This is a genomic window from Okeania sp. SIO2F4 (genome assembly GCF_010672385.1).
Lineage (GTDB): Bacteria > Cyanobacteriota > Cyanobacteriia > Cyanobacteriales > Microcoleaceae > Trichodesmium.
The window spans coordinates 1-2,787 of the sequence record NZ_JAAHGT010001123.1; the positions used below are offsets into that span (position 1 = coordinate 1).

5 protein-coding genes are annotated in these 2,787 nt (G+C 31.4%); all 5 read right to left on the reverse strand.

Going from position 1 to position 2,787, the window contains the following annotated elements; translation table 11 throughout:
• A partial coding sequence (purN, locus tag F6K22_RS37840; RefSeq protein ID WP_293109971.1) for a phosphoribosylglycinamide formyltransferase occupies positions 1 to 527 on the reverse strand: 527 nt, incomplete at its 3' end.
• Positions 528 to 747: 220 nt separating this feature from the next.
• On the reverse strand, positions 748 to 1,368 hold the full coding sequence (locus F6K22_RS37845) for a GNAT family N-acetyltransferase (protein WP_293109973.1): 621 nt from the start codon (positions 1,366 to 1,368) through the stop codon (positions 748 to 750).
• A 179-nt stretch (positions 1,369 to 1,547) separates the two neighbouring features.
• Positions 1,548 to 1,643, reverse strand: a complete 96-nt coding sequence (locus F6K22_RS43270) for an NACHT C-terminal helical domain 2-containing protein (RefSeq protein ID WP_375340234.1) — start codon at positions 1,641 to 1,643, stop codon at positions 1,548 to 1,550.
• 518 nt (positions 1,644 to 2,161) lie between these two features.
• Positions 2,162 to 2,389, reverse strand: coding sequence for a hypothetical protein (locus F6K22_RS37850; protein ID WP_293109975.1), 228 nt, complete (start codon positions 2,387 to 2,389; stop codon positions 2,162 to 2,164).
• Between the two features lie 79 nt (positions 2,390 to 2,468).
• Positions 2,469 to 2,657, reverse strand: a complete 189-nt coding sequence (locus tag F6K22_RS37855) for a hypothetical protein (protein ID WP_293109977.1) — start codon at positions 2,655 to 2,657, stop codon at positions 2,469 to 2,471.
• Between the last annotated feature and the right edge of the window lie 130 nt (positions 2,658 to 2,787).

The window sequence follows — 2,787 nt, forward strand, 5'->3', positions numbered from 1 at the left end:
TCTACTTCTACATCTACTAAATGTACTGTACAACCAGTTATTTTAACTCCAGCTTCTAAAGCTTGTTCAACTGCTTTTATCCCTTTGAAACTAGGCAATAAACTAGGATGGATATTGATAACTTGATTAGGAAAAGCATCTATTAAAACTTTAGTGACAATTCGCATCCAACCAGCCATAATCACCCACTCTACATCGTATTCTTGTAAAATTTTGACAATTTTGCTATCAAATTCTTCTCGTTTTTTGTATTCTCGATGATTTAATAATACCGATGGAACACTCCACTTTTCTGCTCTAGATATAACCTTAGCTCCAGGATTGTTATAAATCATTACCTGAATTTGAGCATTTAATTTTTGATTATTTATTGCTTCTGCAATAGCCTCAAAATTACTCCCATTACCAGAAGCTAGAATACCCAATTTTAGAGGAGAATATTTTGGTAAAGCATTCTCAGGAATAGCTGGAGAAATTAGACAATAATTAGAATTAAGTACTTGAGTTTCAGTAGTTTCAGTTGTCATTTTTTGTCAAATAAAATAGTAGAATAGGGAATAGGGAATAGGGAATAGGGAATAGGGAAAATAGAATAGTTGGACAAACATTTCCTAGTCTAAACTATTATAGTAATCCGTGCTTATGTTGTAATATTTTATAGTTTTTTCACAAATCATTTCATATTGCTATATACTCACTATTAATAGCTAAATACTTACATTAAGCACGAGCCGAAGCAGACATTATTTAAAATTGATGAAAGCCACATACCCTAGTAGATATTTTAATAGGATAATCGTATTTTTTAGCAGAAAATTCCTCTTTGAGAATCGAATAAATTTTCAAATCCCGATATTTTCCTTTGATCAACATACATTCCCGCAGAATACCCTCATATTTCATTCCTACTTTCTCCATTACCCTAGCAGAAGCTATATTTTCAATTACACATCTAGCTTCAATCCTGTTTAAAATCATCGTTCTAAACCCAAAATAAATAATAGCATTAACCACCTCAGTCATATAACCCTTTCCCCAATATTTCCGAGACAAAGTGTAACCAATTTCTGCCCTAGCGTCTTCTAGATTCCAGTCAATAAATCCAGCAGTACCAATAAGTTTTTGCTCTGCTTTGTGAACAATACCCCAGTTAGAAACCTCATTATTCTTATAATTATTAATTGTATATTGTAAAAACAATTTAGTATCTTGAATAGAATTATGAGTATACCAACCTGTATATTTTGAAACTTGTGAATCTTGAGCATATTCAAACATATCTTTTGCGTCCTTGAGAGACATTTTTCTCAAAATGATTCGTTCGGTTTCAATAGTTGGTAAATTGCTAAAAATATCCAGATTTGTCAAATCTTGAATTTCCCAATTTTATAGATGCCTGAAATTATTTAAGCACAACAATATATTGTTAGTCAAGAATGTTAACCAATTACTGGCTCCGATGTCTTACTGGAGATTTTTTTTAGGTTTTATTAGGGCGGTATTGTTGTTTCAATTTTGCTATTTCTTCTAGGGGGAATCAGGATAGTTTATTCTATTTTTTCACAGACTTCAGCACTAACATTGGAATTAGTATTTAGCAAATCAATAAGAAATTTATTGGCATAATAATATTTTTCGTACAACTTAAATTATTGAGGTGTACGATCTGAAAAAATACTTCTTGGATTTGAGAGCCTGCCAGTAAATTCCACGACTATAGAATGTCTTTCCACCATGAATTACCTTTTTCTTTTTCCCATAACTTCTTTAAATTAGGTATATTGTTTTTGGCAATGGGTATGAAATATTCCAATCTTTTATCGACTACAAAATCACCTTGTAAGTCTGTTGAAGCAGATGTACTAACATCCCCTAAGTCGGGTATGATACAATGCTCACCACAACTTTTTTTCTAATAAAAATAAACTTTTGCCCGGGAAAAGTATCCCACTTGAATTCCTCTTTTTTCATCCCACTGGCTCAGGAGAATATCTAATCCTTCTTCATGTAACTTATAACGTTTTGATGGAAAGTCTGACCTATCCTGAAAAACTACACAAGCAAGATTGAATAATATTGGTGTAACAGCTAATTATCGAATCTGTTTATTTTCAGGAAGCCGGATTTTTTCTAAGAATTGTTTAGCATTTGTCATACCATTTTATGGAGAATTACTATCAACTCCTACGAACCAATTTTCGAGAAAACTTTTGACTTGTATTTCATTAAAATCAGCTACTTCAATATAATCAAATCCCTGAAACCTATATTCTTGAACAGCAATTCGACAGCCAATAATAAATTGATTTTGATAATATCTAATGCTATTAGCAAAATCTTGAATACATTGAGCAAGTTGCTTGGCTTTTTTTTGCGGGCACGACTTCATCTAACCCATCTAATAAAATAAAAGCTTTTCCCCAACCTAGTATTTTTTCTAATTCCTCTTTTTAACAGATTCCCAAAAACTATTTTGTGAAAAAATCATCTAAAAAATCCAAGTTTTTGTTATCTAATTTCTCATCATCAGATAATTGTTTTAAGGTAATAAAAATTGGTAATCTATCGGATAAAAAATTATCTTCATTATTATTACACTTAATTGCTGGCCACTTGAGAAAAGTAGTTTTTCCTGACCTCAGTTTACCCAGTACCATCAAATTTTGATATTTTTCAACAACCTCTAAAACTTCTAATCCTGATTTTTTTACCGAATAATTAACAATTATTAATTATTAATTAAATAATTCAGCTTACTCTGCCTCCCCTTGGATAGGGGAAAAGCGG

What these genes read in the sequence shown, in the direction of transcription:
- F6K22_RS37850 (WP_293109975.1), bottom strand. Translation starts at nt 2,389, where the DNA reads ATGAAGTCGTGCCCGCAAAAAAAAGCCAAGCAACTTGCTCAATGTATT.
- F6K22_RS37855 (WP_293109977.1), bottom strand. Translation starts at nt 2,657, where the DNA reads ATGGTACTGGGTAAACTGAGGTCAGGAAAAACTACTTTTCTCAAGTGG.